Annotated in this window: 6 protein-coding genes, 1 tRNA gene and 1 pseudogene; 1 reads left to right on the top strand and 7 read right to left on the bottom strand. The window is 65.4% G+C overall.

Annotated features, from left to right (window positions below; translation table 11 throughout):
- A pseudogene (locus AC1D2K_RS30285) lies at positions 1 to 185 on the bottom strand (ABC transporter permease); the annotation flags it as partial.
- Between the two features lie 13 nt (positions 186 to 198).
- Complete coding sequence (locus AC1D2K_RS30280) at positions 199 to 1,149, bottom strand: ABC transporter permease (RefSeq protein WP_478093584.1); 951 nt, start codon at positions 1,147 to 1,149, stop codon at positions 199 to 201.
- Positions 1,150 to 1,212: 63 nt separating this feature from the next.
- On the opposite strand from AC1D2K_RS30280, the gene AC1D2K_RS30275 reads away from it, so the two are divergent.
- Positions 1,213 to 1,515 carry a YfhL family 4Fe-4S dicluster ferredoxin gene (locus AC1D2K_RS30275; RefSeq protein ID WP_478093582.1) on the top strand — a complete coding sequence of 101 codons (303 nt, stop codon included), beginning with the start codon at positions 1,213 to 1,215 and terminating at the stop codon, positions 1,513 to 1,515.
- Here AC1D2K_RS30275 and AC1D2K_RS30270 read toward each other — a convergent pair.
- The 5 genes from AC1D2K_RS30270 to AC1D2K_RS30250 form a co-directional block, all read right to left on the bottom strand.
- Positions 1,512 to 1,973 carry a hypothetical protein gene (locus tag AC1D2K_RS30270; protein ID WP_478093580.1) on the bottom strand — a complete coding sequence of 154 codons (462 nt, stop codon included), beginning with the start codon at positions 1,971 to 1,973 and terminating at the stop codon, positions 1,512 to 1,514. The genes AC1D2K_RS30275 and AC1D2K_RS30270 overlap by 4 nt on opposite strands.
- A 40-nt stretch (positions 1,974 to 2,013) precedes the next feature.
- A complete protein-coding gene (gene pth, locus AC1D2K_RS30265) occupies positions 2,014 to 2,646 on the bottom strand; it encodes an aminoacyl-tRNA hydrolase (RefSeq protein WP_478093578.1) in 633 nt (210 codons plus the stop codon).
- Between the two features lie 80 nt (positions 2,647 to 2,726).
- Positions 2,727 to 3,383, bottom strand: coding sequence for a 50S ribosomal protein L25/general stress protein Ctc (locus tag AC1D2K_RS30260; RefSeq protein ID WP_478093576.1), 657 nt, complete (start codon positions 3,381 to 3,383; stop codon positions 2,727 to 2,729).
- 129 nt (positions 3,384 to 3,512) lie between these two features.
- Entirely contained in the window at positions 3,513 to 4,487 is a 975-nt protein-coding gene (locus tag AC1D2K_RS30255; RefSeq protein WP_478093574.1) for a ribose-phosphate pyrophosphokinase, read from the bottom strand.
- A gap of 65 nt (positions 4,488 to 4,552) precedes the next feature.
- A tRNA-Gln gene (locus AC1D2K_RS30250) sits at positions 4,553 to 4,629 on the bottom strand.
- Positions 4,630 to 4,633 lie beyond the last annotated feature (4 nt).

Genomic DNA, 4,633 nt, shown 5'->3' with positions numbered 1-4,633 from the left:
TTGTTGGCCATGTCCATCTCGTACGGCGACCAGGGCGTCCAGACCAGCGAGACGGCCGCGGCCAGGATCAGCAGCAGGCTCAGGACGGCGCCGATCGTGAAGCTGCGGTGGTGCAGCGCGCGGCGCCAGAAGCCCGGCACCTTGAAGGCGGCCGCGCTGGGTATGGTGGCGGGAGCGGTATTCATGTCAGCCCCACGCTCATATGTCGGATGCCTTGATGCGCGGGTCGATCACGGCATAGAGCACGTCGACCACGAAATTGACGATGACGACCATCGCGGCCAGCAGCATCACGCAGTTGCGCACCACGATCAGGTCGCGGTTGCTGATGGCCTGGAAGATCAGCCGGCCCAGGCCAGGCAGGTAGAACACATTCTCGACCACGATGGTGCCCGCGAGCAGCTCGGAGAACTGCATGCCCATCACCGTGATCACCGGGATCAGCGCATTGCGCAGCACGTGGCGCCAGAGCACGGCGCGCTGCGACACGCCCTTGGCGCGCGCGGTGCGCACGAAGTCCTCGCGCATCACCTCGAGCACCGCCGAACGCGTGATGCGCGCCAGGATCGCGGCCTGCACCACCGCCAGCGACAGCGCCGGCAGCAGCAGCGCCTTGAGCCCGGGCAGGATGCCTTCGCCCCAGCCCTCGAAGCCGCCGGCCGAGAACCATTGCAGCTGGACCGAGAACACCAGGATCAGCAGGATCGCGAACCAGAAGTTGGGGATCGCGATGCCGACCTGCGTCAACCCCATCAGCCCGACGTCGCCGAGCTTGTTGTGGCGGGCCGCCGCGGTCACGCCGACCACCAGCGCCAGCACGGTCGTGAAGGCCATCGCGAGCAGGGCCAGCGGCACGGTCAGGGCGAGGCGCTCGAGGATCAGGTCGAGCACCGGCGAACTGTAGGCATAGCTGTCGCCCAGTTCGCCCGTCAACAGGCCGCCGATCCAGTGCCAGTAGCGCGTCCAGGCCGGCTGGTCGAGCCCGAGCTTGGCGGCCAGCGCGGCCACCGCGTCGGGCGAGGCGTCCGGGCCCATGAGCATCTGCGCGGCGTTGCCGGGCAGGATCTCGAGGACCAGGAAGACGATGACCGAAGCACCGATCAGGGTGGCGATCAAGGTCAGGAAACGCTTGAAAAGAAACAGACTCATAGGGCGGGGCGCAGCATAACCCGACACGCAACGTCCATGCCCGAGTCGATCGATAATCGTTGAATGGCCCTGATGATCACCGACGAATGCATCAATTGCGATGTCTGCGAGCCGGAGTGCCCCAACGACGCGATCTACATGGGCGTGGAGATCTACGAGATCGACCCGCACAAGTGCACCGAATGCGTGGGCCACTTCGACGAACCGCAGTGCGTGCAGGTGTGCCCGGTTGCCTGCATCCCGACGCATCCGGAGCACGTCGAGACGCGCGAGACCCTGTGGCAGAAGTTCGAGCGTCTCGCCGCAGCGAAGGCGGCCAAGGCCGCGGCGGCGCAGGCGGGCCCGGCTGCCGCCTCGGCACCCTAGCTGTCCGCGTCGTTCGCGGCGCTTGAGTTGGAGCGCTTCTTCTTGCCCGGTACCGGCGGCTTCTGGACGCCCACGTACTGCGGGTCTTTCCTGGCCTTGCCTTTTTTCATCGCGCTTTCCCTGGGATTCGACGCGGCGTCCCGCGGGCGTGGCGCGTTGTCGATCAGGGCGGCTTGCCCGGGCCCTTGCGTCGCTTCCAGGCGCAGCCGGTCCCGCTCCATGCGCATCGCCTCGGCGCGGGCTTCGCGCGTCGCCCGGTCGGCGTCGTGTTTCTGCACCGCGCTGCGTGCGTCGTCGAGTTCGAGGGCCTGGCCCGCCTTGCAGGGCTGGTCCGTGTAGGTGTTGCCGCAGCGCCAGACGGAGGTTCCGCCCTCCGCCGCGATGGCGCCCCATTGGAGGCAGGCGCCCGCCAGCAGCAAGCTGCCCCGGGTCGCGATCCGTGCATGTGACAGTCTCATTGTTCTTGTCTCCCTTTCCTTCTTCTCTCTCTCGCTTCCGCTAGCCCGCGGCGGGTGCACCCCCGTCGCCGGGCTCGCGCCGCGGTGGTTTGGGGCGCGGCGGCTTGCTCGTGTGAATGAGCAGGGTCGCCTTGTCCATTTCGCCGGCCACCAGCGCCGGGAAGGCGTGCAGCGTGCGCACGATCGCGTCCTCGATGGCCTCGCGTTGTTCCTTCAGCGGCTTCTTCAGCACCCAGTTCACGACCTCGGACTTCACGCCCGGGTGGCCGATGCCGAGGCGCAGCCGCCAATAGTCGCCGGTGCCGAGTTGGGCGTGGATGTCGCGCAGGCCGTTGTGGCCGGCGTGGCTGCCGCCGAACTTCAGCTTGGCCTGTCCCGGGACCACATCGAGCTCGTCGTGGGCGACCAGGATCTCGTTCGGCTCGATCTTGAAGAAGCGCGCCAGCGCCGCCGTCGATTTGCCCGAGAGATTCATGAAGGTCTGCGGCTCGAGCAGCCAGAGCGGCTTGCCGCCGACCTGCGTGCGCGCCACCAGCCCGTGGTAGCTGCGCTCGGGGGACAGCGTGAGCTTGAGGTCGCGGGCGAGCGCATCGATCCACCAGAAGCCGGCGTTGTGGCGCGTGGCTTCGTATTCAGGGCCGGGGTTACCGAGGCCGACAAACAGCTTGATCATAAAAACGGATTGTGACTTGCGCCCGGGAAACGAAAACGGCCCGCACTGGGCGGGCCGTCGAAGCGCGATCGCGGGAAGAATTACTTCTTCTTCGCGGGCGCCTTGGCGTCGGCCTTGGCGGCGGGTGCGGCTGCGGCGCCTTCGGCACCTTCGGTGCCGGCTGCGGGCTCTTCAGCGACCAGCGGCGGCACGGCGGAAACCACCACCGGGTTGATCTTGCCGTGGCTCACGAACTTCACGCCCTTGGGCAGCTTGATGTCGTTGACGTGGACAGTGGCGTTCTTGGTCAGGCTGGAGAGGTCGACTTCGATGAACTCGGGCAGGTCGGCCGGCAGGCAGCTGACTTCGAGTTCGTTCATCACGTGGTTCACGAGGTTGTGGTCGAGCTTGACGGCGGTCGACTCTTCCTCACCCTTGAAGTGAAGCGGCACCTTGACCGTCATGCGGGTGCGGGCATCGACGCGCTGGAAGTCGATGTGCTGCACCAGCTGGCGGAACGGGTGGTATTGCACGTCGCGCAGCAGCACCTTGGTGGTGGTGCCGGCGAGTTCCATCTCGAGGATCGAGGCGTGGAAGGCTTCCTTCTTGAGGGCATGCCACAGCGCGTTGTGATCGATTTCGATCATCTGGGGCTTGCTTTCGCCACCGTAGACGATGCCGGGCGTCTTGCCCGTGATGCGGAGACGGCGGCTCGCACCCGTGCCCTGCTTGGCGCGCTCAAAAGCGACGAATTTCATAGTTAACTCCTGTGGAAGTCGACCGCGACCAGTGCGACTCCGGTTTCAAAAAGGGCTTCCGCTGCGGGAAGCCCGGCTTCTTTCTCGGAACAGGCTCGTCAAAACCTCAGAAGAGGCTTTGTCCAAATCTCAAAAGAGATTTTCCTGGTCCGAGAACAAACTCATCACCGACTCGCCCTTGGCGATGCGCTGGATCGTCTCGGCGATCAGCGGCGCCACGGACAGTTGGCGGATCTTGGTGCAGCCCAACGCAGCGTCGGACAGCGGGATGGTGTTCGTCACGACCACTTCGTCGAGCGCCGAGCCCTGGGCGATGCGCTCGATGGCGGGACCCGAGAAGATCGGGTGCGTGCAATACGCATACACCTTCTTGGCACCGCGTTCCTTCAGCACCTCGGCGGCCTTCACGAGCGTGCCGGCGGTGTCGATCATGTCGTCCATGATCACGCAGTTGCGGCCGTCGATCTCGCCGATCACATGCATGACCTCGCTCACGTTGGCGCGCGGACGGCGCTTGTCGATGATCGCGAGGTCGCAATTCAGCTGCTTGGCCAGCGCCCGGGCGCGAACCACGCCGCCGACGTCGGGCGAGACCACGATCAGGTCTTCGTAGTTCTTCTGCCGCAGGTCGCCCAGCAGTACCGGCGAGGCATAGATGTTGTCGACCRGGATGTCGAAGAAACCCTGGATCTGGTCGGCGTGCAGGTCCATGGTCAGCACGCGGGCCACGCCCACGGTCTCGAGCAGGTTGGCCACCACCTTGGCCGAGATCGGCACCCGGCTCGAACGCGGACGGCGGTCCTGGCGCGCATAGCCGAAGTACGGGATCACGGCACTGATGCGCTCGGCCGATGCGCGCTTGAGCGCGTCGACCATGATGAGCAGTTCCATCAGGTTCTCGTTGGTCGGCGCACAGGTCGACTGCACCACGAACACGTCGCGGGCACGCACGTTCTGATTGATCTCGACCGTGACTTCCCCGTCGGAGAAGCGGCCGACCCGGGCGGCCCCCAGCGAGGTGCCCAGGKTGTGCGAGATCTCGGCGGCAAGGCCCGGATTGGCGTTGCCGGTGAAAACCATGAAATCAGGGTGTTGAGCCTGCATGAGTGCGTCCCGGCAATGCGAAGTGGCTCTTTCGGGAGAGCCGCCAAAATTCTCGTGAATGAATTTGGCAGGGGAGAAAGGATTCGAACCTTTGCATGCTGGAATCAAAATCCAGTGCCTTAACCAGCTTGGCGACTCCCCTACAC

The organism is Variovorax sp. P1_H12_2, assembly GCF_056405335.1.
Note: the sequence above shows the minus strand (reverse complement) of the source record. Positions and strands in the feature narration are given on the sequence as shown.

Excerpts from the sequence above, each read along its gene's own strand:
- AC1D2K_RS30280 (WP_478093584.1), bottom strand. The coding sequence starts at position 1,149 with ATGAGTCTGTTTCTTTTCAAGCGTTTCCTGACCTTGATCGCCACCCTG.
- AC1D2K_RS30275 (WP_478093582.1), top strand. The coding sequence starts at position 1,213 with ATGGCCCTGATGATCACCGACGAATGCATCAATTGCGATGTCTGCGAG.
- AC1D2K_RS30270 (WP_478093580.1), bottom strand. The coding sequence starts at position 1,973 with ATGAGACTGTCACATGCACGGATCGCGACCCGGGGCAGCTTGCTGCTG.
- pth (WP_478093578.1), bottom strand. The coding sequence starts at position 2,646 with ATGATCAAGCTGTTTGTCGGCCTCGGTAACCCCGGCCCTGAATACGAA.
- AC1D2K_RS30260 (WP_478093576.1), bottom strand. The coding sequence starts at position 3,383 with ATGAAATTCGTCGCTTTTGAGCGCGCCAAGCAGGGCACGGGTGCGAGC.